Below are 25,129 nucleotides of genomic sequence, written 5' to 3'. Positions count from 1 at the left end.
GGCAGTGACGCGTTTGCCGATGATGAGCAGCGGATGTCACTGTTCGAACGTGGCGAGCGCGCCCAGCGCTGCCCACCCAGGCGCTCGCGGGTCATCTCGCCGACTCCGTCCCACCGAGCTCGAGCTTCTCCACGGCGACGCGATGATCCGACTGATGCTTCAACAGCACACCCAGCGTCGATCGCACCACCCCGCCGGTGAGCTGCCGAGCCCCCAACGCGACGAGAGTCCGCGCCCAGTCGACGGTTTCGGCGACCGACGGCGCCTTGCGCAGCTGCAGTTGGCGGAGCGCGCCGACAGTGCGCACGACGGGTTCAGCCAAGGCTGCGTCCAATTCCGGCACCCGCAACCGCACGATGGCGCGTTCCAACTCGGCCGTCGGATAGTCGATATGCAGATACAGGCAGCGCCGCTTCAACGCCTCCGAGAGTTCTCGGTTGGCATTGGAGGTCAGGATGACGAACGGCTTGCGGACGGCGGTGATGGTGCCGAGTTCGGGAATGCTGACCTGGTAGTCGCCGAGGACTTCGAGGAGCAACCCCTCGAGTTCTACATCCGCCTTGTCGAGTTCATCGATGAGCAGCACGGTGGGATCGGGATTACGGATGGCGGCCAGCAGGGGCCGTGAGAGCAGGAACTCTTCGGTGAAGACGTGTTCGCGGGTGCTGTCCCACCCCTCGCCCTCGGTGGCGGTGATGCGCAGCAGCTGCTTGGCGTGGTTCCACTCGTACAGCGCGCGGGCCTCGTCGATGCCCTCATAGCACTGCAATCGGATCAGCTCGGCGGCACCGGTAGCGGCGATGGCCTTGGCCAGTTCGGTCTTGCCGACACCGGCAGGCCCCTCGATGAGCAGCGGTTTGCCCAGATGTCCTGCGAGGAAAACGGCGGTGGCGATATCGGTGGACGGCAGGTAGCCGGCATCGGTCAACCGCCGGGTCACCTCATCCACCGAGGCAAAGAAGTTACTCATCGGTAGACAGTGTAGGTCGCGGCGTCAGATCACCATGCGAGCGGCGACGCGCGCATCTCGGCGATGCTCATGCCTCGGCGCCGTTTCACCAGCCCACGTAGCGTCCCCGCGTTCAGATATCCCACCCGCGCCGCGACCGCGTCCAACGTCAGATCGGTCGTCCGCAGCAGATGCGCGGCTCGTTCCAAGCGGATGTCGTTGACGAAGTCGCGCGGCGACATGCCCAGCTCCGCGTGGGTGGCACGTTGCAGGCTGCGTTCGGTGACGCCGAGCGCGTGGGCGGCGGCGGAGATCAGGAACTGTTCGTCCAGATGGTCGCGCACCCAGCGTTCGAATGCGGCGGTCACCGAATTGCCGCGGGCGATGACCTCGGGGACCACGACATCGCGCTGCTGTCGCCTGTTACCGGCGACGAGATACCGGCTGGTGAGTTCGGCCAGCGCCGGGCTCGCCGAATGCACAAGTGCCAACGCCAGATCCATATGCGACAGTGCGGCTCCCGCGGTGCTGACGCGCGCACCGCGGCACAGGATCCGGCTCTCGTCCAGCGCGACCAGCGGGTAGCGGCGGCGGAAGGTAGGCCCGAGCCACCAGCTGGTGGTCGCAGCCGATCCGTCGAGCACACCCGCCTCGGCCAGGAAAAACGTCCCGGAGCAGGCGCCTGCGACGTGAGTGCCGCTGTCGTAGACCTGCCGGATCCGGTCGAGCACGGGCCTGCTGCGCGACGAGGTCACCAGCTCGACCAGCGGTTCGGGGTCGAGGACCTGCACGGCCGGCACGATCATCATGTCGGGTTGGGCCCCGACATCGACCAGGGGCGTCGTCGGGATGGTGTGCCCGTGGCCTGAGGTCACGCTGTCACCGAACGACAAGGTCCGCACCCGCCACGGCTCGGGCGGAGTCTCGAGCTGTTCGCGAGCGGCGTTGGCGGTATTGAACGTCTCCAGTAATGCCGCGAAACCGAAGTCCGCAACACCATCCATCACGAACACTCCGACATCCATGTCGGGAATGGTACTGAAGATGTCGTTTCCGACACTCGGTAATGGTCGTCCCGCAACATATTCTCACTTCTTGTGGCGGCTCGCACAGTTGTTCGGCCCGCCCGCCTCGGCAGCCCCGAGCCGTCGTCCGCCGACCGACCCACCCATCGGAGTCTCGCATGTCGCTCGCCACCAGCATCGTCCATCACATTCGTTTGACGGTCACCGATCTTCATCGCTCGCGTGAGTTCTACGAGGACGTGCTCGGCTTCGAGGTCGCCGCCGAATCCCCGGGCAACCCGGCCGATCCACTGGTTCGCGCCGATCGGTTCCAGCTCTACGGCGGAGTCGTCTTCCAGACGCCCGGCGGCATGCTGCTCGGACTGCGCCCGGTCGCCGACCCGAACGACCACTTCGATTCCGAACGCGTCGGACTCGACCACCTCAGCTTCACCGTCGACTCACGCGAGGACCTGATGAAGGCCATCGCCCGCTTCGACGAAGCAGGCGTCGAACACGGCGACATCGTCGAAATGGATCAGTTCGGTATCGCGATCCTCGGCTTCAACGACCCCGACGGTATCCATCTCGAGCTCACCGCGGCGATCTGATGGCCGTCCGGACACAGCTCTGTACCGACACCGAACTACCACCATTTCCGCAGCTATGGGCCCGATGGGCGGCCATGTCCGCCGCATTCGCCGCGTCCGGATCGCAGTGGGGCCCGCGGATGTTGCCGTCACTGGCCTGGTTCGAGAGCTCCGGGAAGAGTGGATCGACGCTGTACGCACTGCCCGGCGGCCGCGCGGTGCTCTCGGGCGGGGTGTGGATCGCACCATCGCCGCTCGGCGTGACCGACGGACCGCCGCCCGTGCACCCCGAACCACCGGACTGGGCCGTCGATCCGATGCTCAACCCGCACGCCGATACCGGACTCACCACCTTCTGCTACTGGTGGGATGCGGGACGGTGGTACCGGGCGGCAGGCTCACCGCCGGTGGCGCAGTCGGCAGCTGCGCTGCCCGGTGTGTGGACGACGGACGCGGTCGCCGAAATGCTCACCTGCCTGGCCACCGGCCGCCCCAACGACGAGCAGCGCGCCGACGCGGTCACGCTGATCTGTGCTGCCGAGATCGGTGCCGTCACCCACGAGATCGTGGCGAATGTCTTCGGCGACAACGAGTTGTTCGACCTCGACGCCGCCATGGATCAGTTCGAGATGGCCGGCCTCACCGCACACCAGACCGCGACCCGCGCCGCCACGCAATGTCTGCGCGGCCCGGCCACCCCGCGGTTCAGTACGGGTTCTCCGCAGCTTCGACGCGTCCGGATTCGATGGCCTCGACCAGCGCTCGATGATCGATGACGGTCTGATCGGCGTAGGCGAGGGCGAACGCGGACATGGCTCGGTCGAACGCGTCGCCGGAACCGAGATAGTCGGCGATGGCGATGCGGTCGCCCGAGCGAGCATGGGCGCGGGCGAGCGTATGGCCGCACAGGGCTGAGTAGTCGCGCAGGCCGGAGCGCGTCATATTGTCGATATCGGCCGAGCCCTTCATATCTCGCAGCTGCCGCAGGTAGAAGTGGCGGCCGCCGGGACCGGTGACCCAGCCGAGGAAGATATCGCTGGAGGTCTGCATCAGGCGCTGACCGTGCACTACTCGGTGGCCGTGATGGCGGAACACACTCGCGCGCAAATGCGGCGCGAGCACCGATTCCTCGGCCTCTTTGACTTGGAGGAACAGTGGTCCTCCGCTGTCGCGGTCGATGAGCAGCGCGACGAAACACCGGGTACCGACGCTGCCGACACCGACCACCTTGAGCGCGAAATCCACCATCCGGTAGCGGTCGACCAGGATTCGGCGTTCCTCCGGCAGCGTCTTGCGATATGCCCCGAAGACCTCTTCGACGGCGGCGGCGTCATCCGGTTCGATCGGCACCAGCAGTGGTGGCTGATGCCGGATCCGCGGGACACCATCCGCGCCGGTCTCGGTGAGCTTGCGCAACGCCTGCAGGCTGGTGCGTTTGCGGGCGGCGTCGAGCGTCTTCTCGACATTCCTGCGGCGCTTGGGTGTGATCACCAGCCCGGCGAGGGAATCGGTGTTCACCTGCTCGTACCAGACGTCGAGGGAATCGAGGTCGGCCAGGCGCCGCATGCATTCCCGATAAGACGATGCGGCGGTGTGCACGGCCTCGCTCGACTCGTCGTCGGTGAAACCGTTACTGCGCGCGGCCACAGCGATGCTCGCCGCCAGCCGCTTGACATCCCATTCGAACGGGCCGGGCAAAGTCTCGTCGAAATCGTTCAGATCGAACACCAGCGACCGTTCCGGCGAGGCGAAAATCCCGAAGTTGGACAGGTGCGCGTCACCGCACAGCTGCACCGTCAGACCGGTGTCGGGGGTCTCGGCCAGGTCGGCTGCCATGACGGCCGGCGCGCCGCGCAGGAAAGGGAACTGGCCCGACACCATTCGCCCGTAGCGGATCGGCACCAACTCCGGAACCCGGGTGGCCGCCTGCCGTTCCAGGATGGCGATCGGATCCCGGTCCGGCGCGAGCTTCAACTCCCCCAGCGCGGACCGCGGCACCTCGCGGCGGATCGCACGACCATCGGTCCCCGACGGGGCGGCCACGACGTCGGTGTTCGTCATCCACACAGTGTTGTCCCGCCACCGCGGACGCACAACCATCCACGAATCTCCGGGGTGTCCCCCATTGCCCCCGAGCCGCCCGGTATGCCGGTATGCCGGTATACCTCATACGTTCGAATGATCCTCTGACGCAAACGTGCCCGCACCCGTGACCTTTGCCCCGAAGTGCGCAAGAGTGGACGTATACGCTGCTCGACCGACTTCCCCGCCCAGACGCTTCGATGACGGCCGGGGACCGCGGCCGACGGTGCGCAGCGAGCTGGAAAGGATACGAAGTTGAACATCACATCGACACCGCTTCGCCGGACGGCGGCACGCGTCGCCATCGCCGGCGCGATCACCGTGTTTCCGCTGGCGGCGGTAGCGGTTCCGGCCTCAGCCGACTCGTCGGCGGGCAACCCCGGCATCACCCAGGTCGATCGGCCGGGGCGGGACTGGGACCATCGCAACGATTGGGACCACGACCGTAAATGGGACCACGACCGCAAGTGGGATCATGACCGCAAGTGGGACCACGACAAGAACTGGGATCACGACCGCAAGTGGGACCATGACCGCAAGGGTGATTGGGGCCGCGGGCAGGACCCGCTGTGGCGACTGCTGCAGCAGCTCTTCCCGAGTGGTTCATTCGGCAGGTGATCGCACACACTTGACCTGAACAACGGTCGAGGTTCTACGTTCGAGGTCATGGCACTTCTCACCGACGTCGAACGCGACTATCTACACACCGTCCGGCTGTGCCGGTTGTCCACCGTCACGCCGGACGGGCAGCCGATGACGGTCCCGCTCGGTTTCCGGCTCAACGATGACGACACGATCGATCTCGGCGGACCGAATCACGCGAGCACCAAACGCTTCCGGAATGTGCTCGCCAACCCGAAGGTCAGTCTGCTGTTCGATGATCTGACACCGGACCGGCCCGGGGAGCTCGTGCCGGGCAAGGGCCGGGGCATCGAGATCCGGGGCATCGCCGAAACGCTCACCGTCGACGTGCCGCCAGTGGTGCCCGAGTGGTTCTCCCACGACATCATCCGGATCCATCCGCGCAGAGTGCACAGCTGGCATATCGATCCGGCCGATCCCAAGGGCCGCGCTCGCTCCGTCGCCTGAACCTCAGCACAACCGAAAGGGCCCGTTCGCCTTGGCGAACGGGCCCTTTCACGTCACAGCGACCTTATGCGGTTTCGGTGATCGGGCGATCGACCCAGCTCATCAGACCACGCAGCTTGGCGCCGGTGACCTCGATCGGGTGCTCGGCGTTCTGCTTGCGCAGACCCTCGAGCTCCTTGTTGCCGCCCTCGACGTTGGCGACCAGGCGCTTGACGAAGGTGCCGTCCTGGATGTCCTTGAGGATGTCCTGCATCCGCTTCTTGGTGTCGGCGTCGATGACCCGCGGGCCCGACAGGTAGCCACCGAACTCGGCGGTGTCGGAGACCGAGTAGTTCATCCGGGCGATGCCGCCCTCGTACATGAGGTCGACGATCAGCTTCAGCTCGTGCAGCACCTCGAAGTAGGCCATCTCCGGCGCGTAACCGGCCTCGACCATGACCTCGAAACCGGTCTTGACCAGTTCCTCGGTGCCACCGCAGAGCACGGCCTGCTCACCGAACAGGTCGGTCTCGGTCTCTTCCTTGAAGGTGGTCTTGATGACGCCGGCGCGGGTGCCGCCGATGCCCTTGGCGTAGGACAGCGCCAGCGCCTGGCCCTCACCCTTCGGGTCCTGGTCGACCGCGATCAGGGCCGGAACACCCTTGCCGTCGACGAACTGGCGACGCACCAGGTGGCCGGGGCCCTTCGGCGCGACCATGCCGATGGTGACCTCGGCAGGCGGCTTGATCAGGCCGAAGTGGATGTTGAGGCCGTGGCCGAAGAACAGCGCGTCGCCGTCCTTCAGGTTCGGCTCGATGTCGTTGGTGAAGATCGACGCCTGCGCGGTGTCGGGGGCGAGCACCATGATGACGTCGGCCCACGCGGAAACCTCGGCGGGAGTGCCGACGGTCAGTCCGGCTTCCTCGGCCTTCGGCCGCGACTTCGAGCCCTCGGCGAGGCCGACACGGACCTCGACGCCGGAGTCGCGCAGGCTCAGCGAGTGCGCGTGGCCCTGGCTGCCGTAACCGATCACCGCGACCTTGCGGCCCTGGATGATCGACAGATCGGCATCGTCGTCGTAGAACATCTCGACTGCCACTTTGATGGGTTCCCTTCTGACGGATCGTCCCCGCATGCGGCGGAGAACAGTATGTGAAATAAAGAGTTAGCGGGTCGCCGTGATCGATTTCGGCCCGCGGCCGACCGCAACGACACCGGATTGCACGATCTCACGGATGCCATACGGTTCCAGCATCCGCAACAGCGCGTCGAGCTTGGACCGGGTCCCGGTCGCCTCGACGGTGAGCGCGTCCGGGGACACGTCGATGACCTTCGCCCGGAACAGGGTGACAGCCTCGATCACCTGAGTGCGCACACTGGCGTCCGCACGCACCTTCACCAGGATCAATTCGCGTGCCACCGACGCGTCGGCGTCCTGCTCGACGATCTTGATGACGTTCACCAGCTTGTTGAGCTGCTTGGTGACCTGCTCGAGCGGCAGGTCCTCGACGGTGACGACGATGGTCATCCGGGAGATCTCCGGAACCTCGGTGCCACCGACCGCCAGCGATTCGATATTGAAACCGCGGCGAGAGAACAGACTCGCCACTCGCGCCAGCACGCCCGGCTTGTCCTCGACGAGGACGCTGAGGGTGTGGGTGCTGCTCATTCTTGGTTCCCCTCGCTGGTCGATGCGGTGGCGTCGGTCGTGCTGCCCTTGCTCCGGTCATGGGACAGCGCCTCATGGATGACGGCGGGCTCGGCGGCCGACTCGTCCTCATCGAACAGCGGCCGGATGCCGCGTGCGGCCATGATCTCGTCGTTGCTGGTGCCCGCGGCCACCATCGGCCACACCTGGGCGTCTTTGCCGACGATGAAGTCGATGACCACCGGGCGGTCGTTGATCGACTGCGCCTCCCGGATCGCGGCCTCGACGTCTTCTTCCTTCTCCACTCGGATGCCGTGGCAGCCGAGGGCTTCGGCGAGCTTGACGAAGTCGGGGATGCGCAGGGTGTGCGTGCCGAGATCGGTGTTGGAGTAGCGCTGTTCGTAGAACAGGGTCTGCCATTGGCGGACCATGCCGAGGTTGCCGTTGTTGATCAGCGCGACCTTGATCGGCACGCCTTCCACGGCGCAGGTGGCCAGCTCCTGGTTGGTCATCTGGAAGCAGCCGTCACCGTCGACCGCCCAGACCTCCTTGTCCGGCGCGCCCATCTTGGCGCCCATGGCGGCAGGCACGGCATAGCCCATGGTGCCGAGGCCACCGGAGTTGAGCCAGGTGCGCGGCTTCTCGTACTTGACGAACTGGGCGGCCCACATCTGGTGCTGACCGACGCCGGCGCAGTAGATCGCGTCCGGTCCGGCGAGGCGGCCGAGTGCGTCGATGACGAACTCCGGCGACAGCGAACCGTCGCTCGGCGCGGACCAGCCCAGCGGGTAGCTGTCGCGGATGCCGTCGAGGTAGGTCCACCATTCACCGAGCGCGAAGGGCATGGTCTGAGCCGGATCGGCCTTCAGGGTCTCGATCAGCTCGACGATCACCTCACGGCAGTCACCGACGATCGGGACGTCGGCGTGCCGGTTCTTGCCGATCTCGGCGGGGTCGATATCGGCGTGGATGACCTTGGCGCCGGGCGCGAAGGAATCCAGCTGACCGGTCACGCGGTCGTCGAAGCGGGCGCCGAGGGTGATCAGCAGATCCGACTTCTGCAGCGCCGCCACCGCGGCCACCGCGCCGTGCATACCGGGCATACCGCAATGCAGGCGATGGCTGTCGGGGAACGCGCCGCGCGCCATCAGCGTGGTCACCACGGGGATGCCGGTCAGTTCGGCGAGCTCGAGCAGTTCGGCGGAAGCGTCGGCCTTGATCACACCGCCGCCGACATAGAGCACCGGCGCCTTGGCCTCGGCGATCAGCCGAGCGGCCTCGCGCACCTGCTTGCCATGCGGCTTGGTGACCGGACGGTAGCCGGGCAAGCGCATCTCCGGTGGCCAGCTGAAGGTGGTCTGCGCCTGCAGCACATCCTTGGGGATGTCGACGAGCACCGCGCCGGGACGACCGCTGGCGGCCAGGTAGAACGCCTCCGCGATCATGCGCGGGATGTCGTGGCCGTCGGTGATCAGGAAATTGTGCTTGGTGATCGGCATGGTGATGCCGGAGATGTCGGCTTCCTGGAACGCATCGGTGCCGATGAGACTGCGGCCGACCTGGCCGGTGATCGCGACGATCGGCACGGAGTCCATCTGGGCGTCGGCGATCGGGGTGACCAGGTTGGTGGCACCGGGGCCGGAGGTCGCCATGCAGACGCCGACCTTGCCGGTGGCCTGGGCGTACCCCGTGGCGGCGTGGCCCGCGCCCTGCTCATGGCGCACCAGCACATGACGCACCCGCGTCGAATCGAACAGCGGGTCGTAGACGGGAAGGATGGCCCCGCCGGGAATACCGAATACGGTGTCGACGCCGAGCTCCTCGAGCGAGCGGACGACCGACTGCGCGCCGGTGACCCGCTCGGGCGGGAGCTGGCGGCGGTTGGCCGTGTTCGTCGCGGGAGTACCGGCAGCTGCCGGCTGGTTCGCCGAAGGCGCAGGCCTGCGGGCCGAGGGCCCGGGCCGGGCGGTTGGTGCGCTCACCGTCTTGGTTCCTTACCTCTTGTCGTTATGACCCCGGGCGAGCCGCGAGTGGCGGTGCCTGCCCGTCCGGACAGCGGTCATGGTCCGAACACAAAAAAGCCCCCGACAGCACATGGCTGTTCGAGGGTGGCGCGTCGCAGTGCGAGCTGACGTATCAGGTAGTCGGGCTCAACGCTGGACGCGCCGGCCGAGTACGAGCAACTCGTTTCGATTCACGCGCATGACGGTATTTGTGCGTGAGGTGAAGAGTCAAACCGCCGGCCTACGCCGTCCCATTATGTGAGACGACAGTGGGTGCTCGAGTCCGTCCACCATGATGCGAGGATGGTGGTGTGTCATCACCGCATCAGTCCGTGCCACCGGCTAAATCGTCCCACACGTCCGACACGACGACGGATACGGGTGGTCAGGCGAGCGAGGGCACACCGGCGCGTGTCATCCGCATCACACGGCTGAACTTCATCGGCGTCGTGGTGCTGGTGCTGTGTGTGTTCTTCCCGTTCGTCGGCTGGCCCGCCGTCTTCTGGTGGCTGTTCGCGCTCCCGATCGCGGTATCGGTGTGGATCCTGCGCACCCAGACCACGGTCTCTGGCGCCGGACTCGACCTGCGGACGGTCTTCGGCTCCCGCCACATCGACTGGGCGCAGGTCCGCGGTATCCGTATTCCCAAACGTGGCTATGTCCGAGTTCACCTCGACGACGACAGTGAGGCCAAACTACCGGCGGTAACCTATGACAGGTTGCGCGAATTGGTGAACGCTTCGGGTGGACGCATTCCCGACCCGTTCGCCGGTCCTGCGGAACCTGCCGACTCGGACGATGCCACTACCGATGGCACCACCGAAAGCCCCACCACCGGCACCACCGAGCCCACCACGGGCGCCGACTCGACCACGGGCGGCGACTCGACTACGGACGGCGACACCCCGACGCCAAACGAGGCCGATACCGCGGCCGCACGCGACACCGACATCACACCGGGTAGCTGATTCACCACCCGCGGCCGGCACACAGCCCGTGCCACCTGCGGGAGTAACGTGCAAGAGACGCTGCGCCGCGCATCGGCCGGACCGCCGGACAACCCGGCAGGACCGCCGAATCGCTCAGCGTTGTCGCACATCAGCCCCCGCGACCCGACCGAGGACACCCATGCCACCGCTTCGTTCACGAACCACCACCATCGGCCGCAATGCCGCGGGCGCCCGCGCCCTGTGGCGCGCCACCGGTATGACCGACTCAGATTTCGGCAAGCCGATCGTGGCCATCGCCAACTCCTACACCCAGTTCGTGCCCGGGCACGTGCATCTGAAGAACGTCGGCGAGATCGTCGCCGACGCGGTGCGCGCCGCGGGTGGCGTGCCGCGTGAGTTCCACACCATCGCCGTCGACGACGGCATCGCGATGGGCCACGGCGGCATGCTGTACTCGCTGCCGAGCCGCGAGATCATCGCCGACTCGGTGGAATACATGGCCAACGCGCACACCGCCGATGCGCTGGTGTGTATCTCCAACTGCGACAAGATCACCCCGGGCATGCTCAATGCCGCCATGCGGCTCAACATCCCCGCGGTGTTCGTCTCCGGCGGTCCGATGGAAGCCGGTAAGGCCGTCGTCGTCGGCGGCGTCGCGCAGGCACCGACCGACCTGGTCACCGCGATCTCGGCCAGCGCCAACAGCGCGGTCAGCGACGAAGGACTCGACGAGGTCGAGCGCAGCGCGTGCCCGACCTGTGGCTCCTGCTCCGGCATGTTCACCGCGAACTCGATGAACTGCCTCACCGAGGCACTCGGCCTGGCCCTGCCGGGCAACGGCTCCACCCTCGCCACCCATGCCGCGCGCCACGCCCTGTTCGAGCGGGCAGGCACGGTCATCGTCGACATCGCCAACCGCTGGTACCGCGAAGACGACGCCTCGGTGCTGCCGCGTAATGTCGCCGATGCGAACGCCTTCCGGAATGCGATGGCGTTGGATGTCGCGATGGGCGGCTCCACCAACACCGTGCTGCACATCCTGGCCGCCGCGCAGGAGGGTGAGATCGACTTCGATCTGCACAACATCGAGGAGACCAGCCGCCGGGTGCCGACTCTGTCGAAGGTGGCGCCGAACTCCGACTACCACATGGAAGATGTGCACCGCGCCGGCGGCATCCCCGCCCTGCTCGGCGAGCTGCGGCGCGCGGGACTGCTGGAAACCGACGTCAGCACGGTGCACTCCGCCAGCTTCGACGAATGGCTCGACACCTGGGACATTCGCTCCGGCAAGGCCTCCGACGAGGCGATCGAACTGTTCCACGCCGCACCGGGTGGGGTCCGCACCACCGAGCCGTTCTCCACCGAGAACCGCTGGTCGTCGCTGGACACCGACGCCGCGGGTGGCTGCATCCGCGACCTCGAGCACGCCTACACCACAGAGGGCGGCCTGGTCGTGCTGCGCGGCAATATCGCCCCCGACGGCGCGGTGCTCAAGACCGCGGGCATCGACGAGGAGCTGTTCACCTTCCAGGGTCCGGCCGTGGTGGTCGAATCCCAGGAGGAAGCCGTGTCGGTGATCCTCGGCAAGAAGATCAAGCCGGGCGATGTGATCGTCGTCCGCTACGAGGGCCCCGCCGGTGGTCCCGGAATGCAGGAGATGCTGCACCCCACCGCGTTCCTCAAGGGCTCCGGCCTCGGCAAGGAATGCGCGCTCATCACCGATGGCCGTTTCTCCGGCGGCACCTCGGGCCTGTCCATCGGCCATATCTCGCCCGAAGCGGCCAGCGGAGGCGTCATCGGACTGGTGGAGAACGGTGATCAGATCCGCATCGACGTCGCCAGCCGCACTCTCGAGGTGCTGGTCGACGACGCGGTGCTGGCAGAGCGGCGCGCCAAGATGGACGCACGGGAGCATCCGTGGCAGCCGGTGGGCCGGGAGCGTCCGGTGACGACCGCGCTGCGCGCGTACGCCGCGATGGCGACCTCTGCAGATAAGGGCGCTGTGCGGTATGTGAAGTAGGAATAGCGGGAAGAAAGAGGCGCCCCTCGCAGCATTGCGAGGGGCGCCTCCTTGTAGGGATTTCGAAACGCGACACCTGATTTCGCAAGAATCCGGGTAACTCACCGGGCACGCCAAAGCCTGACCCGCTACGGAACCGCCGACCCGCGACGGCAAGGCCCGCGGCACCCACGACCGGCAAGAATCGCGGAGAGGCGGATCAGCTCAGTCGAAAGGACCGATGCCGACCAAGGGGTTACCGCCATGCAGGTACCACCACGCACCGGCAGCTGCGGCGATCGCCAGCAGCAGCACCGCGAACGAGCCCCAGGCAGGGCGGGTGGCCCAGCCGCGGTTGCGGTCCAGGGCCCAGCGGCCGGGACCGGTGAGGATGATGACCGCGGCGGTGCCGGCGAGGATGGTCTCGACCTCGACCGCGCCTTTGCCCTGCGTGTATTGGAAGTCTGGGTGCATGCCCTGCTTCCAGGCCCACGCGTCGAGGATGACGGCCAGCACCGCACCGGCGGCCAGCGGGGTGGCCAGACCGAGGATCAGCAGGATGCCGCCGCCGACCTCACCGGCGATGAGCATCGCCGCCGACAACGACGGGTGATCCCAGCCGCCCTTTTCCATCATCTCGCGGGTGCCGTCGATACCGGGGCCGTCGAACCAGCCCGCGAGCTTCTGCATGCCGTGGTAGAGGAACGTGCCGCCGACGACGAGCCGCAGCAGGAACAGACCGAGATCGAGGGTGCCGCGCCGGTTCTCACCATTGCGGCGGCGAACCCGGTTGGTGGCGCCGCCCGCGGGCGGCGCGGCGGCGGGCGGGATGCTCGCGTAGGCGTAGGTGGCGTCCGGGTCCGAGCTCTTCGCGGCTGCCGCACCGGCGGTCGGTGCGTCGACGTCGGGGTCCAAGCCCAGCTCGTCGTCGGTGCGCGGAATCTCCTTGGTCATCTTCGCCTTGCCCACCGTCGGTAGCTCGCCGGTCGGTGAATCGTACGGGCTGCCGACGCCGCCCTCCGACGTTGACACCGCCCGCTGCTCCGCCGTGCTCGCGGCGGATTCGGGCTCGTCTTTCGACTTGTCGCTCACCCGTTCAGCCTAAGCCGCGCGGGCCCGGCGGATAACCCTCTCGTGCGACGGCGTGTCCGATTGACGTGTTTCGGCCACACCCGGTGTGGACCCGCGACAGGCGCGCGGGCGGAGGTTTCCGTTACGTTTGGGGTATGAAGTCGGTTGGCGGCGCGAGGCGCTTGGTGGTGGGGGTGGTGCTCGGCTCGATGCTGCTGGGTGGCTGCGCGCGGTTCGACGATTCCGCGTCCAGTCCGTTCACACCGGAGCCGACGCTGCACGGGGCGAATATCGAACCGAAGAAACCCGGCCAGCCGCCGACCTCGACCACCCGCCCGAGCGGGCCGTGCATCGACCCCGATCCGGCGGTGGTCGCCACCTGCCTCGACACCACCGGCGGGCTCGTTTCCCTCGGCGGCTCGGCGCTGGTCACCGAACGTCGCACCGGGCGCATCATGAAGGTGGTGCCCGAGCAGCCGCCGGTGGAGATCGCGCAGATCGACGTCGACGGTTCCGGTGACGGCGGACTCACCGATCTCGCCCTGTCTCCCACCTACGGTGAGGACGGCCTGCTCTACGCCTACATCACCACTCCGAGCGACAATCGGGTGGTGCGTATCGCGCAGGGCGGCGGACCCCCGAAGCCGGTACTGACCGGAATCCCGAAGGGCGCCACCGGCAATCGTGGTGCCATCGAGTTCACCGCACCGGACCGGATGCTGGTGCTGACCGGCAATGCGGGTGATCCCGGCGCGGGCGCGGCGCAGTCGTCGCTGGCAGGCAAGCTGCTGCGGGTGAACTCGCCCAGTGCGAACGGTTCGGCCTCACCCGAGGTCGTGATCTCCGGAATCGGCACCGCAGGCGATATCTGCCTCGACAGCACCAACGGCGTCTGGATCACCGACCGCACCCCCGCCGAGGATCGGCTGCAACGGCTGGCGCCCGACGGGGCGATCACCACCGCGTGGACCTGGCCGGATCGGCCCGGTGTGGCGGGTTGTGCGGCCGCGGCCGATGGGGTGGCGATCTCGCTGACCGGCGCGAAGGCACTGGCGCTGGCTGTCACCGACCCGGATACCCATGCTGTCACCGCGGCGCCCACGCTCGTCGCCCAGGACAAATACGGCAGGCTCAGCGGCGCGGCCTCCGGTGGTGACGGCACCATTTGGGTGTCGACGGTGAACAAGGACGAGGGCGGCACGCCAGGTCCATTCGATGACCGCGTGGTTCGTATTCCGCCGCCGGCCGCTGGTGGTGGTGGACCGGACTGATCCGGCCCGGTCCGGTCACGGCGCATATGCGTCGTGACCGGATATTGATGGCTACAAAAAACTCCCGCCCGTGGATCGCACGGGCGGGAGTTCTTGATTCGGGGCTTTTCAGGCGCCGCAGGCAGCCAGCACCAGTTCTCGGACGCGGGCGGCATCCGCCTGGCCGCGGGTGGCCTTCATGACATCGCCGACGATCTTGCCCGCCGCCTGCACCTTGCCGGAGCGGATCTTGTCGGCGATATCGGGATTGGCCGCCAGCGCCTTGTCGATCTCGGTCTGCAGGGCGCCCTCATCGCTGACCATGCCGAGGCCCTTGGACTCCACGATCTGCGCGGGATCACCCTCGCCGGCGAGGACGAAATCTACGACCTGCTTGGCGACCTTGTTGTTCACCGTCTTGGCCTCGACCAGCTTGATCACCTCGGCCACCTGTGCGGGGGTGATCGGCAGATCCTCCAGCGCGACCTCGCGCTCCTTGGCCTTCTCGGTGAGGTAAGCGACCCACCAGGAGCGCGCCTCATTGGCCGGTGCGCCCGCATCGACGGTGGCGATGATCAGATCGAGCGCGCCCGCGTTCACCAGGTCGCGCATCACCTCATCCGAGAGCCCCCAGTCGGACTGGATGCGGGCCCGGCGCAGCCACGGGTACTCGGGGATCGTGGTGCGCAACTGCTCGACCCATTCGGCGTCCGGGGCGACCGGGCGCAGATCGGGCTCGGGGAAGTAGCGGTAGTCCTCGGCGGTCTCCTTGCGGCGTCCGGGCGAGGTGGAGCCGTCGGCCTCATGGAAATGCCTGGTCTCCTGCACGATCGAACCACCGGAGGCCAGCACGGCCGCCTGGCGGCGCATCTCGTACCGCACCGCCACCTCGACGCTGCGCAGCGAGTTGACGTTCTTGGTTTCGGTGCGGGTACCGAATTCGGTGGCACCCACCGGCATGAGCGAGACGTTGGCATCGCAGCGCAGCGAACCCTGCTCCATCTTGACGTCGGAGACCTCGAGCGACTTCAGCAGATCACGCAACGCCGTGACATAGGCGCGCGCCACCTCCGGCGCCCGCTCCCCCGCGCCGGTGATCGGCTTGGTGACGATCTCGATGAGCGGCACGCCGGCCCGGTTGTAGTCGAGCAGCGAATGGCTGGCGCCGTGGATACGACCGGTCGCGCCACCGACGTGCACCGACTTGCCGGTGTCCTCCTCCATATGCGCGCGCTCGATGTCGACGCGGAAGATGCTGCCGTCGTCGAGCACCACATCGAGGTGGCCCTCGGTGGCGATCGGCTCGTCGTACTGGCTGATCTGGTAGTTCTTCGGCTGGTCCGGGTAGAAGTAGTTCTTGCGCGCGAACCGGCCCCACGGAGTGATCGAACAATTCAGCGCGAGACCGATGCGGATGGCCGATTCGACCGCAGACTCGTTGACCACCGGCAGCGACCCGGGCAGACCGAGGCATACCGGACACACCTGGGTATTCGGTTCGGCGCCGAACTCGGTGGGGCACCCACAGAACATCTTGGTCGCGGTGGACAGCTCGACGTGAACTTCCATGCCGAGCACCGGCTCATACCTGGTCACGACATCGGCGTAATCCATCAGCTCGACGGTAGGTGCGCTCATGGCGAACAGTCTATGTAAGGGCTGTGCAGGCCTGTGCCGACGGTCCGCGGCACGGACGGCGCACAGCTACTTCGTCGGCACCCGCTGGGTCAGCCAGGCCTTGACGAAGTCGAGCACCTCGGGCGAGACCGTGGTCTCGATCGTCGAATATTCGCTGGGCGACCCGGTTCCGGCCGGCTGCATCAGGTGGTTGAGCTCGGGGAATGTGTGCACGGTGGCGTCGGGATTGTCCGCGAGCAGATCGCGCATCGGTTGCTCGTTCTGGCTCGGCAATACCTGCAGGTCCTTGCCGCCGAAGAAGGCGAGCACCGGGACCTGCAGCGCCGACAGGGCGGGCGCGGGGTCGTAGGTCATGAACGAGGTCATCGACGGGGTGAGCAAGCCGTCGATCTGCTCATCGGTCATGCGCTGGTCTTCCGGAAGCGTCTGGTTGTGGGTGCGTGCCACCTCTCGGGCGCCGTCGAGGTCGCCTGCGCGCATCGCGGTGGTCAGGTCGGTGATGTAGGCGACCTGCGCGTCGGTCTCCTCCGGTGACGCACCGTTGGCTTCGAACAGCGCGCGGTTCTGTTCGATCAGCACATCGCCGCCGGGGACCGACGGGCCTGCCATCAGGATCGCGAAGGCGGGGTCGCTGCCGGGCTTGGTTGCCACCAGAGGCGCCAGATAGCCGCCCTCGCTGTGCCCGAACAGGCCGATACGAGCCGGGTCGATATCGGCGCGGGTACGTAGGTAGTCCATTCCCGCGACGGCGTCGCCTGCCAGGTCGTCGTAGGTGGCGTCCTCGAGCTTGCCGGAAGTACCGCCGACGCCGCGATCGTCGGTGCGCAGTACGGCGTAGCCTGCTCGGGTCAGCGTGTCCGAGATCAGCAGGAACGGCTTGTGGCCGAACAGTTCTTCGTTGCGGTCCTGCGGTCCGCTGCCGGTGAGCATCACCACCGCGGGGAACGGTCCGTCACCTTCGGGTGTGGTGAGCGTTCCCGCGATGGTGATGTCGCCGTTGGTATAGCTGACGTCCTCGGATTCGTACGGGAACGGCGGTTTCGGCTCCTGCGGGCGGGCGGCGGGAGCGATCGTGCCCGGCTGCATGACCAGCTTGAACGTCTGACCGGACTGGGTGAATTCGCCGGTGATCTGGGACGCGCCCGCGTCGTAGGTGCCGTGGAACTTCGGATCGCCCGGAATGTCGGGAATGGTGAACTCCACCCGATCCGGTTCCGCGGTGACATCTTTGAGCTGGACATCCTCGGCACCCTGGGAGGGGATGTCGATCGTCGCGCTGTCGGCGGACTCGAAGTTCACGCCGATCTCGAGCGGCTGTCCAGGCACGTCGATCTTGCCGTGCCAGTCACCGCGCACCGGGTTCTCGGTGCCCGCGCCCGAATCGGATCCGTTGTCCGAACATCCGGCCACCAGCATCGCGGCCACTACCGACAGCACCAGTACCGCCACTCGTCGCGCACGCATGGCTCTCACAGTACTGATCACGCACCTTTTCGGTGACCCGTCGTCGCAACGAAAACGGCGCGTCACCGTCGAGCGACATGTCTACCCAGACAGCGGGTCGACCCCTCTATCAACCGAAAAAGGCTTCTGCCTCCTGGTATCGCTCGGCGGGCACCCGCTTGAGCTGCTTGGTCGCCTCCGACAGCGGCACCAGGCCGATCTCGGTGCCGCGCAATGCGACCATCTGGCCGAAGTGCCCGGCGTGCACCGCCTCCGCAGCATGCAGGCCGAAGCGAGTGGCGAGCACCCGGTCGTAAGGGGTGGGGCTGCCGCCGCGCTGGACGTGGCCGAGCACCGTGGTGCGGACTTCTTTACCGATCCGGCGTTCGATCTCGGCGCCGAGCTGCTGCGCGACCCCGGTGAAGCGCTCGTGGCCGAACTCGTCGATACCACCCTCACGCAGGGTGAAGCCGGAATCGGGCGCCGGATGCGCGCCTTCGGCGACGACACAGATGAAATGCTTGTCACCACGCTGGAAACGGCGCTTGATCATCGCGCACACCTCCTGCACATCGAACGGAACCTCGGGCACCAGCGTCAGATGCGCGCCCGCCGCCATACCGGCGTGGATGGCGATCCAGCCCGCGTGGCGGCCCATGACCTCGATCAGCATGACCCGCTGATGCGATTCCGCGGTGGTGTGCAGCCGGTCGATGGCCTCGGTGGCGATGGCCAGCGCGGTGTCGTGGCCGAATGTGACGTCGGTGCAGTCGATGTCGTTATCGATGGTTTTGGGCACGCCGACAACGGGCACACCTTCATCGGACAGCCAGCTGGCCGCGGTGAGCGTCCCCTCACCGCCGATCGGGATGAGGGCCTCGATGCCGTTGTCGTCGAGGGTCTGCTGGATCCGGCCGAGCCCGTCGCGCAGCACGTCGGGGTTGGTGCGGGCGGTACCGAGCATGGTGCCGCCCTTGTTGAGGAGGCGGTCGGTACGGTCATCGTTCTGGATCTGGATCTTGCGATCCTCGAGTAGGCCACGCCAGCCGTCCTGGAAGCCGACGACCGCGTCACCGTAACGCCCGTTCGCGGTGCGTACGACGGCGCGGATCACGGCATTCAGCCCTGGGCAGTCTCCGCCTCCGGTCAAGACTCCGATGCGCATGGCCGCTATCTTGCCTCGCATTCGGGTGCGATGGAGCCCCGCCCCCGTGAACGATGGGTAACAGTGACCAGGAGACTCAGGCTGTGTCGTTTCGCTCCGCGACCGGGACCCGACGACTCAGGCCGCACACTGCCCGCCGCTGAGTTCGCCGAGATGCTGCGAGATCAACGTGGCCATCTTGTTGAGCGTGCTCATCCCGTCGGAGAAATTGCCCGACGCGGGCTCGGCGGCCAAGGCGATGGCGATCTGCCCGCCGGGCGCGGGGACCAGGCCGAATTGCCGGACCAGGTAGGCGCCTTCGGGGTCGGGCCCCCAGCCGCCCTTGAAGTCCACGGTCTCGAAGACCCCGCCGAGTCCCCACTGGTGATTCGGAATGATCTGACCCATCAACGACACCACGTCCGCCGATTCCGCCAGGCACGGCAGCCGTGAGGCGAAGCGGACCTGGTCGGCCAGCGCCCAGTCGGACTGACCGAACGCCGAGAATTCCGCCCTGGCCTTGGTGGCGGGAACGGTGGTGACGGCGTCGCCACCCTCGCGCAGCACCGCCTGCACCGCCTGAGCCGCCTCCTGCGGGCTGCCCAGCGACTGCCACAGCGCGTCGGCGGCGGAGTTGTCGGAGGCGGTGATCGCCGCGGTCGCCGAATACGTCGGACTGCCCTGGCTCTTGCGTAATGCGGCGATGGCCAGCGGAACCTTCATCGTCGACCAGGCCGGGCCGGTGGTCCAGTCACCGAAGGTCACCACGCTCTGCCCGCCGACCGGCATGATCGCCAGCCCCAGCCGTCCCTGCTGGTTCTTCTTCAGTTCGGCGATATCGGCGGCCAGCGTCCCGGGAACGGTGATCGACAGGCCTTCGTGCTCGGCCTTGGCCGCGGCTTCGGTGACGCTCGGCACGGCCGGTGCGTCGGGCTCGGATTCGCTCCCGCAGGAGACCACCAGTAGCGCCGTCAGCACGGCGACGAACAGAGCCGCCTTCCGTCGCAGCATCGGGAAGCGCCCCGCTTGTTCAGTTGACATGTTTCGACACATTCTGGTTGCGATCTCCCCCCGGTCTCGGAGTCGGTGCAGCATCCGGAAACCGTACTTGTTCGGCGCCCGGTCCGCCTCTTGCGTTGCTGCGGTGACGTCCCGAGGCGCCGAGAATACCCGATCGCGCGCGCCCGAACCCGGTTACGCACAACAGATCTCGCTACCACACATTCTGGACATTTGACCGAAACGGTCCCACGCTGCTGACATGACGACACCAGCCGGGTGGGTCCGTGATCGGACCTCACCCGGCTGTTGCGGGTAGGCCTACCGCGCTCTTACTCCGCATCTTCCGGGGGCTCGGCACCGCAGACAGCCGTGCGAAAACCCGTCAGTACACGTACACCACGGCGTTGTTCCCGCCGGTGCAGGTGACCAATCGGTTCTGCTCCGAGCAGGTCATGGTGTACGTCTGTCCGGTGATCGGGCTGGCGGCGACCACCGACGCGGGCGCGCTACCCCGTCCACCGGCAGCCTCCGCGTAGGCCTTTCGCACCTCCTCGGCGAACTCGCAGCTGGTTATCTCGGTGCCTGCGGCGGCATTGGCGAACGCGACGGTCACCGGTGGCGCCTGACCGCAGGGGCGTGCGCCCGGTGGTAGCGCTATCGGTGCCGGTGTGGCCGACGTGGTCGCCGTCCTGGACGGCCCCGTCGCAGAACCGGTGCGCGGCGCCGACGAGGTGACCGCGGCGCCGGTGGTCCTTGCGGTGGTCGATTCCGAATCGTCGGATCCGAACATCTGTAGCCCCACCACAGCGCCGACGGCGATGATCGCGACGACCAGCACGCCGATCAGGATGGGCAGCGCGACCGAACGGCGGCGGCCCTGGGAGGCGTAGGGATCGTGAGCGTAGGGATCGGACGCGTACGGGTCGGGCGGGTACCCACCAGGCGGGGCCACGGCGTAACCGCCCTGGTCGACTGCGTAATCGTTGCCGTAACCGGCGGGATGGGGATCGGGCGTCGCGCCGTACCCGGCGGCGGGGTCGCCGTATGGATTCGGCGGGGGGGCACTGTAACCGGCGGGCTGAGGGTAGCCGGGTGAGGAGGCGTAGCCGGATGCGGACCCAGGAGGTTCTGCTGGTGCACCGTATATCCGGGTCGCCTGACCATCCGGATATACGGCTGCCGAACCGCCGTCGGGAGTGCGATCGTCGCCATCGGGTCGGCCGTCGACTCCGCTCGCGCCGTAGAACCGCGTCTCCTGATCAGCGGGGTAGCCACTGTCTCCGCCGGGATACCGGGCGGTCGGCGCGGATTCGGCGGCACCGTAGACGCGCGTCGCGTCGCCGGCAGGATATGCAGCCTGGTCCGGATAGTCACCCGCATCAGGTCGCGCGGCTGGGTCAACGGCGGGATGCAACTGCGCGCCCTCGTACAGATGGGCGTCCGGGAAGGTGCGCACCTGCGGCACGGGCCCGGTGCCAGGCGCGCCCGCGGGACGCACCGGAATCTCCTTGCTGGGCAAGGTGAACTGGGTTTCGGTCAGGCTGACCTCGGTCGGTCCACTCGGGCGGATGACCGGCAAGGACAGCTCACCGGTCGACTCCGGCGTCACCGCGCTCATCTCGCCGGTTCGCGAAGGGTCCGGCGGGCGAACGACCAATCGCGCGAACCCGCCGGTCGCGGGCGCCGAACCGGAGGCAGCCGAACCCGCGGCGGCAGGCCCGGCCGCCGCGGGTAGCGCGGCCCGCGCGGCGCGTGCCAATTCCGCCGCCGTCGGATACCGGTCTTTCGGATCCTTGGCCATACCGCGCGCGATGACCGCGTCCAAGGCGGCGGGAATGCCGGCACGCTGCACGCTCGGGCGCGGCGGTGGTTCGGCCAGGTGCGATCGGATCAGCACACTCATACTCGCCGCGGGGAACGGTGAGGCTCCCGTGAGGCATTCGTGCAGGACACAGGCCAGCGAGTAGATGTCGGCGCGGCCGGTCACCGGCCCGATATCGAAGCGTTCCGGCGCCATGTAGGTATAGGAGCCGATGGCGACGCCGACCATGGTGATGGCGCTGTCACCCTCGGTGTGGGCGATACCGAAATCGGCGAGGTAGGCGAAGTCCGCCTCGGTGACCAGGATGTTGGCCGGTTTGACGTCGCGGTGCACGAGCCCGTCTGCGTGCGCGGCGTCCAGGGCCGCGGCGATCTGCTCGATGATCGAGACGGCGCGGTGCGGGTTCAGCGCGCCGCTGGTCTGCAGGATGGTGCGCAGGTCAGAGCCCGGCACCAGCCGCATATCGATGAACAGCCTGCCGTCGATCACGCCCCAGTCGTGGATCGGGATGATATGCGGCTCGGCCAGCCGCGCCGCCGTCTGCGATTCACGCCGGAACCGGACCTGATACTCCGGATCCTGGGCCAGCTCGTCGGAGAGCAGCTTGACCGCGACTACTCGGTCCTTGACCGTGTCGTAGGCCTCGTAGACCTCACCCATACCCCCCTTGCCCAGCAACGACCGCAACTCGTACGGTCCGAACCGTCTACCCACTTCGGACCCAGGTGCCACCACCGGTGTCAATCCTCCACTCCCGGGCGGTGGTCGCTGTCGCCTCCGACCGCGCGGCCGGAGACCGTAACCTGCCCGTCAAACAGTGGATTGTCCTGGTGAGACCACCCCGTGGTCAAACGCGAACACGATCGCGGCAGCCCGGTCACGCAGATCCAGCTTGCCGAATATATGCCCGACATGGCTTTTCACTGTCACCTCGGAGATGCCGAGTTCACGCGCTATTTCCGCATTGACCCGGCCTCGCCCGATCAGCTCGAGCACCTCGTACTCGCGGGCCGTCAGCTCGGCCAGCCTGGCGTCCGCCGGCGCCGCGGGGCGCACCGTGCGGTAGGCCGACAACACCCGGCCGGTCACCGCAGGGTCGAGCCAGGCGCCGCCGGTGGCCACCGTGCGCACGGCGCGGATGAGATCTTCGGCCGGAGAGTCCTTGAGGATGAAACCGGCCGCGCCCGCGCGCAGCGCACCCGAGAGCAGCTGATCGTCGTCGAAGGTGGTGAGTACCAGCACCGGGGGCGCGTCGGGGCGGGCGCGCACCAACCGGGTGGCGTCGATTCCGCCGACCCGTTTCATCCGCAGATCCATCAGGATCACATCGGGGCGCCCGGCCGCGAGCGCGGACACCACCTCGTCGCCGTCGGCGCATTCGGTGATGACGAATCCGTCCCGGCGGCGCAGAATGCGGCGCAGTCCGCCGCGTACCAACTCCTGGTCGTCGACCACGAGCACCGCCGTCGTGGTCTCCGTTGCCGCAGAGGTCACCCGTTCTCCTGTCTGATCACACCCGGGCCGAACGCCACATCACGCCCCGGCGGCCCGGCCCGCTCCATGCGGACCGGAAGTCCGGCGGCCAACCATTCGCACATCGCGCCGTTCCGTGTCGGGGTGTGCGGGAATCGCACCTGGACCGCCCATCCATCGCCGTCACGGCCTGCGGTCATGCGGCCGCCGAGCAGTTCGGCCCGTTGCCGCATTCCGGTCAGGCCCATTCCTGCGCCCAACTGCGTGAGCGAGCCCGCGGGCAGTGTGTTGGCCACCAGCAGGGTGACCGTGGCTGGATCGACCGTCAGCTGGAATCGCACCGTCGCACCGGGGGCGTGCTTGGCGACATTGGCCAGCGACTCCTGCCCGATGCGGTAGAGCGCGAGCCCCACCGCGGCGGAAACTGCGTCGAGGTCGCCGGTGATCTCGGCGTCGATCGGCAGCCCGGCCCGCGCGAAATCGTCGACCAATGCGGCGATGTCCTCGGCGCTCGGTTCGGCCAGGTGCTTCGTCGGCCCGGCGTCCAGCAGTCCGACAGTGCGCCGGATGTCGGCCATTGCCTGTCTGCCGAGACGTTCGGCGTCGGTGAGCGCATCGACCGCCTCGTCGACGTCGCGGTCGGTTTGCAGGGAGTGCCGCGCGGCGGTGAGATGCAGCAGCGTGACGCTGAGTGAATGTGCGATGACATCGTGGACCTCGCGTGCGATCCGCCTGCGTTCCTCGGCGGCTGCCTGCGCGGCACGGATGCCCTGGTATTCGCGTTCCTGATAGAGGAATCGGCGCTGCGACTGGAGCATCACGCCGACCATCCAGCCGAGCAGGATGCCGAGGGAGTACATCGGCAGTCCTTCGAGCGGCTGCGGGTCCTCGTCCCAATTCACCCGGCCGAAGAGGTCGTAGGCGAAGAGAAGTCCGATCGCGAGCGCGGCGTATGGCGCGCTCACCCGTTTGGAAGAGATCGCGGCGACCTCACCTACCGAGATGACGAGCACGAACGGCGCGATATCGGTGGGCACGGGTTGGACGAGGTACAGCGCGGTCGCCGCCAGCGCAGTGCCGCCGAGTTGCAGTGGCGACGGCACGATGCCGAGGAAGGCGAACAGGGGCAGCGAGATGAACAGCAGGATCAGCGCCAGCAGCGGCAGCACAGAGGGGAAATACTCGTGCCGCTGCACGCACGCGGCGATACCGATGGCCAGGAAGGCCAGATCGGAACTGATGACCACCGCGGGCGGATAGTCGAATGGCAACTCGTCGATATTGCGGCGGAACACCGCCCGCGGGCTGCGCGCGAAGGCCATGATCCGGTCGCGGATTCGCCCGCTCTCCCGGAACGGCACCACCTCGCCGGCAAAGCCCGGCGGTGGTGTGACGCTGCTCGCACTCATCCTGTCAGGATATTCGCCCGGCCACCCCCGGTACATCGTCCCGGAAACGGGGCCCGCCTCCGCCCACGGTAGGAGACAGATTCTCGTCTCTGGCACGACGACAACGACGTCACTGCGTTTGTAGCGTGAAATCCACGCTCTCGAGTGGCGTGGACCACCCGCACCGGCCCCTCAGAAGGCCCAGCTCACGAAAGGCCAGAAGCCATGACCTGGGAAGACCAGCACACCCGCACCGACATCATGCACACCGTGCTCGCCCGTGCGGCGGCCGACCCGAGCCGCCCCGATCTGTTCGACGGCCTACCCGGCCTCGACCGCCTCTTCGGCGGCCCGGCCGGACTGCTGCTGGCTTTGCGCAACCGGTGGAATCGCCACCTGGAGGCCAAGCTGGACGGGGCCTTCGACCGCGGGCAGTCGACGGTCGAGGCATACCTCGAACTGTGCGCGGAGCAGCCCGAACTGCACGCGCTGCTCGAGGGGCCGAATCGACGCCACCCGAGCGCGCCCGCGGCGATGGCACGGTAGCGTCGCACCGGCCGATCACGGATGTGCGAACAGAAGACGCACGTACCCAACGGAATACA

The 25,129-nt window shown here is 67.4% G+C and carries 22 protein-coding genes; 8 read left to right on the top strand and 14 right to left on the bottom strand.

Features of this window, described 5'->3' with window-relative positions:
- Positions 1-91 precede the first annotated feature (91 nt).
- Both ACFXNW_RS11850 and ACFXNW_RS11845 read right to left on the bottom strand, forming a co-directional pair.
- Positions 92-970, bottom strand: coding sequence for an AAA family ATPase (locus ACFXNW_RS11850; RefSeq protein ID WP_379417640.1), 879 nt, complete (start codon positions 968-970; stop codon positions 92-94).
- Positions 971-999: 29 nt separating this feature from the next.
- Positions 1,000-1,974 (bottom strand): GlxA family transcriptional regulator, encoded by a 975-nt coding sequence (locus ACFXNW_RS11845; RefSeq protein WP_379417639.1) that lies wholly within the window; start codon positions 1,972-1,974, stop codon positions 1,000-1,002.
- 158 nt (positions 1,975-2,132) lie between these two features.
- On the opposite strand from ACFXNW_RS11845, the gene ACFXNW_RS11840 reads away from it, so the two are divergent.
- Positions 2,133-2,564 (top strand): VOC family protein, encoded by a 432-nt coding sequence (locus ACFXNW_RS11840; RefSeq protein ID WP_379417638.1) that lies wholly within the window; start codon positions 2,133-2,135, stop codon positions 2,562-2,564.
- A 74-nt stretch (positions 2,565-2,638) separates the two neighbouring features.
- Complete coding sequence (locus tag ACFXNW_RS11835) at positions 2,639-3,319, top strand: hypothetical protein (protein ID WP_379417637.1); 681 nt, start codon at positions 2,639-2,641, stop codon at positions 3,317-3,319.
- Here the strand turns inward: ACFXNW_RS11835 and ACFXNW_RS11830 are convergent.
- Complete coding sequence (locus ACFXNW_RS11830) at positions 3,249-4,604, bottom strand: DUF2252 domain-containing protein (RefSeq protein WP_379417636.1); 1,356 nt, start codon at positions 4,602-4,604, stop codon at positions 3,249-3,251. The genes ACFXNW_RS11835 and ACFXNW_RS11830 overlap by 71 nt on opposite strands.
- A 276-nt stretch (positions 4,605-4,880) precedes the next feature.
- On the opposite strand from ACFXNW_RS11830, the gene ACFXNW_RS11825 reads away from it, so the two are divergent.
- Both ACFXNW_RS11825 and ACFXNW_RS11820 read left to right on the top strand, forming a co-directional pair.
- Positions 4,881-5,243, top strand: a complete 363-nt coding sequence (locus ACFXNW_RS11825) for a hypothetical protein (RefSeq protein ID WP_379417635.1) — start codon at positions 4,881-4,883, stop codon at positions 5,241-5,243.
- 48 nt (positions 5,244-5,291) lie between these two features.
- Positions 5,292-5,714 carry a PPOX class F420-dependent oxidoreductase gene (locus ACFXNW_RS11820; protein WP_379417634.1) on the top strand — a complete coding sequence of 141 codons (423 nt, stop codon included), beginning with the start codon at positions 5,292-5,294 and terminating at the stop codon, positions 5,712-5,714.
- A 64-nt stretch (positions 5,715-5,778) separates the two neighbouring features.
- Here ACFXNW_RS11820 and ilvC read toward each other — a convergent pair whose 3' ends face one another.
- The 3 genes from ilvC to ACFXNW_RS11805 form a co-directional block, all read right to left on the bottom strand.
- Positions 5,779-6,780 carry a ketol-acid reductoisomerase gene (ilvC, locus tag ACFXNW_RS11815; RefSeq protein WP_379418111.1) on the bottom strand — a complete coding sequence of 334 codons (1,002 nt, stop codon included), beginning with the start codon at positions 6,778-6,780 and terminating at the stop codon, positions 5,779-5,781.
- Between the two features lie 78 nt (positions 6,781-6,858).
- Complete coding sequence (ilvN, locus tag ACFXNW_RS11810) at positions 6,859-7,362, bottom strand: acetolactate synthase small subunit (protein ID WP_163825533.1); 504 nt, start codon at positions 7,360-7,362, stop codon at positions 6,859-6,861.
- Positions 7,359-9,323, bottom strand: coding sequence for an acetolactate synthase large subunit (locus tag ACFXNW_RS11805; RefSeq protein WP_379417633.1), 1,965 nt, complete (start codon positions 9,321-9,323; stop codon positions 7,359-7,361). The genes ilvN and ACFXNW_RS11805 overlap by 4 nt, the downstream gene beginning before the upstream one ends.
- A gap of 332 nt (positions 9,324-9,655) precedes the next feature.
- On the opposite strand from ACFXNW_RS11805, the gene ACFXNW_RS11800 reads away from it, so the two are divergent.
- Together ACFXNW_RS11800 and ilvD are read left to right on the top strand one after the other, a co-directional pair.
- Complete coding sequence (locus ACFXNW_RS11800; protein ID WP_379417632.1) at positions 9,656-10,312, top strand: PH domain-containing protein; 657 nt, start codon at positions 9,656-9,658, stop codon at positions 10,310-10,312.
- A 160-nt stretch (positions 10,313-10,472) separates the two neighbouring features.
- Positions 10,473-12,314 carry a dihydroxy-acid dehydratase gene (ilvD, locus tag ACFXNW_RS11795; RefSeq protein ID WP_379417631.1) on the top strand — a complete coding sequence of 614 codons (1,842 nt, stop codon included), beginning with the start codon at positions 10,473-10,475 and terminating at the stop codon, positions 12,312-12,314.
- A 204-nt stretch (positions 12,315-12,518) separates the two neighbouring features.
- Here ilvD and ACFXNW_RS11790 read toward each other — a convergent pair whose 3' ends face one another.
- Positions 12,519-13,385, bottom strand: coding sequence for a DoxX family protein (locus ACFXNW_RS11790; protein WP_379417630.1), 867 nt, complete (start codon positions 13,383-13,385; stop codon positions 12,519-12,521).
- A gap of 134 nt (positions 13,386-13,519) precedes the next feature.
- Between ACFXNW_RS11790 and ACFXNW_RS11785 the strand changes: the two genes are divergently transcribed.
- Positions 13,520-14,635, top strand: a complete 1,116-nt coding sequence (locus tag ACFXNW_RS11785) for a PQQ-dependent sugar dehydrogenase (RefSeq protein WP_379417629.1) — start codon at positions 13,520-13,522, stop codon at positions 14,633-14,635.
- A gap of 108 nt (positions 14,636-14,743) precedes the next feature.
- Here ACFXNW_RS11785 and gatB read toward each other — a convergent pair whose 3' ends face one another.
- The 7 genes from gatB to ACFXNW_RS11750 form a co-directional block, all read right to left on the bottom strand.
- Positions 14,744-16,252: an Asp-tRNA(Asn)/Glu-tRNA(Gln) amidotransferase subunit GatB gene (gene gatB / locus ACFXNW_RS11780; protein WP_379417628.1), complete on the bottom strand. Its 1,509-nt coding sequence runs from the start codon at positions 16,250-16,252 to the stop codon at positions 14,744-14,746.
- Between the two features lie 66 nt (positions 16,253-16,318).
- A complete protein-coding gene (locus tag ACFXNW_RS11775; RefSeq protein ID WP_379417627.1) occupies positions 16,319-17,716 on the bottom strand; it encodes an alpha/beta hydrolase family protein in 1,398 nt (465 codons plus the stop codon).
- A 109-nt stretch (positions 17,717-17,825) separates the two neighbouring features.
- Entirely contained in the window at positions 17,826-18,860 is a 1,035-nt protein-coding gene (locus ACFXNW_RS11770) for an ATP-dependent 6-phosphofructokinase (RefSeq protein ID WP_379417626.1), read from the bottom strand.
- Positions 18,861-18,977: 117 nt separating this feature from the next.
- Positions 18,978-19,880 carry a hypothetical protein gene (locus ACFXNW_RS11765; RefSeq protein ID WP_379417625.1) on the bottom strand — a complete coding sequence of 301 codons (903 nt, stop codon included), beginning with the start codon at positions 19,878-19,880 and terminating at the stop codon, positions 18,978-18,980.
- 343 nt (positions 19,881-20,223) lie between these two features.
- Positions 20,224-22,398, bottom strand: a complete 2,175-nt coding sequence (locus ACFXNW_RS11760; RefSeq protein ID WP_379417624.1) for a protein kinase — start codon at positions 22,396-22,398, stop codon at positions 20,224-20,226.
- 75 nt (positions 22,399-22,473) lie between these two features.
- Entirely contained in the window at positions 22,474-23,124 is a 651-nt protein-coding gene (locus tag ACFXNW_RS11755) for a response regulator (protein ID WP_379418110.1), read from the bottom strand.
- Positions 23,125-23,153: 29 nt separating this feature from the next.
- Positions 23,154-24,545 carry a sensor histidine kinase gene (locus ACFXNW_RS11750; protein WP_379417623.1) on the bottom strand — a complete coding sequence of 464 codons (1,392 nt, stop codon included), beginning with the start codon at positions 24,543-24,545 and terminating at the stop codon, positions 23,154-23,156.
- 204 nt (positions 24,546-24,749) lie between these two features.
- Between ACFXNW_RS11750 and ACFXNW_RS11745 the strand changes: the two genes are divergently transcribed.
- Positions 24,750-25,070: a hypothetical protein gene (locus ACFXNW_RS11745; protein ID WP_379417622.1), complete on the top strand. Its 321-nt coding sequence runs from the start codon at positions 24,750-24,752 to the stop codon at positions 25,068-25,070.
- The last annotated feature ends 59 nt before the right edge of the window (positions 25,071-25,129 follow it).

The sequence above is a fragment of the Nocardia sp. NPDC059180 genome (assembly GCF_042754945.1).
Lineage (GTDB): Bacteria > Actinomycetota > Actinomycetes > Mycobacteriales > Mycobacteriaceae > Nocardia.
This window is presented reverse-complemented; position numbering and strand designations above follow the sequence as displayed.